The sequence below is a fragment of the Aminobacter sp. P4_H6_2 genome (assembly GCF_056400805.1).
In genome coordinates, this window is record NZ_JBFUKO010001000.1 from 1 (window position 1) to 1216 (window position 1216).

1 protein-coding gene and 1 pseudogene are annotated in these 1216 nt (G+C 59.4%); both read right to left on the reverse strand.

The window, feature by feature from the left end; all coding sequences use genetic code 11:
* The coding region (locus tag AC1DUU_RS32440; protein ID WP_476787391.1) for an HAD family hydrolase at positions 1 to 498 on the reverse strand (498 nt) is incomplete at its 3' end.
* A 101-nt stretch (positions 499 to 599) separates the two neighbouring features.
* Positions 600 to 1216 (reverse strand): annotated as a pseudogene (locus AC1DUU_RS32445) (arylsulfatase); the annotation flags it as partial.

Consider the following 1216-nt stretch of genomic DNA (forward strand, 5'->3'; position numbering starts at 1 on the left):
TCGGTGTAGGGTGTAGGGGCGCTTGAACCGGCCATCACGCGCGGTTGCGATCCAGTCGGTGACGATCTTTTGGAACTCGTCGCTGGTCATTCCGGTGTGGGTCGCCATGATGAGTTCCACCAGCCCCTTCTCGCCGCCTGCCGCGAGCGTCTTCATGTCGCCTTCGAGCACCGCCTTGAACGGCTGTGTGGCCTTCCATTCCGGATGCGATGGCGCTTCTGTCTTCACGCGGTCGAGCGCGAAGGCGAGTTGGGTGTACATCGGGTGCTCGACCCATAACGTACCGTCATTATCGAACACGGCAATGCGTTCGGGCTCGGCCACGAAATCGCTCGACCCTTCCTTGGTCACCTTTTCAACGAAGGCAACAATGGCTGCCTTAGGGCCGGTATCGTTCCACGATGGCAGTGGATCGGTCTGGGCTTGCGCAAATGCCACCGCAAATAATGCGTAAAGTCCTATGAGCGCTCCGCCTACGAATTTGGAGAATGCGTGCATCTTGAACTCCCCATCGTTGATGTGGTTCGGTGCGGGATGCTGCCGGAAGGCACCTGGCATCGGACGCCCCGGTGACGGGGCGTCCGATATTGGTGGGTGGGTCAGTCGTGACCCGCTTTCATATCTTTGACCTGCTGCATCACCTGCTCCAGATTGTAGCTTGCAGGGTCCTGAAGCGGCGGATAGGCGATGTAGCTCTCGAGATGCTTCAGCCACAACTGCTGGCCGATGGGCAGGATGTTCCAGTCATAGACATAGGCCGTCGACGGAGAGGCGATGGAGCCCCCCATACCGAACAGCGTCTTGATCTGTTGACCGACCGAGGTCTCGAACGGATCGCGTTTGATGTTGACGACCTGCGTCCAGGAGTAGGGCTGCACGCCTGAGATGAAGCCAGCTGGGTCGTCGGAGACCATCGCGAAATACATCTTCCAGTTCTTGTAGCGAACCGCTGACGGCTCCTTGCCGGAATAGTACAGGAAAGAGTCGCGTGCGGAAGGCGACTTCCCTTCCAAGAATTCACGCTGATCGATCCCGTCAAGCGTGGTCTTGACGACGTTCGGATACGTGCCGGCCTCGATCTGCTTCTTCAGCCCATCGCCCTTCGGGCCGCCGGCGATGTTCACGAGCGTTGGCACCCAATCAAGCGATGAGAAGATGTCGTTCTTGACCGTGCCGGGCTCGATGTGTCCGGGCCAGCGCACGACCAGCGGGGCAC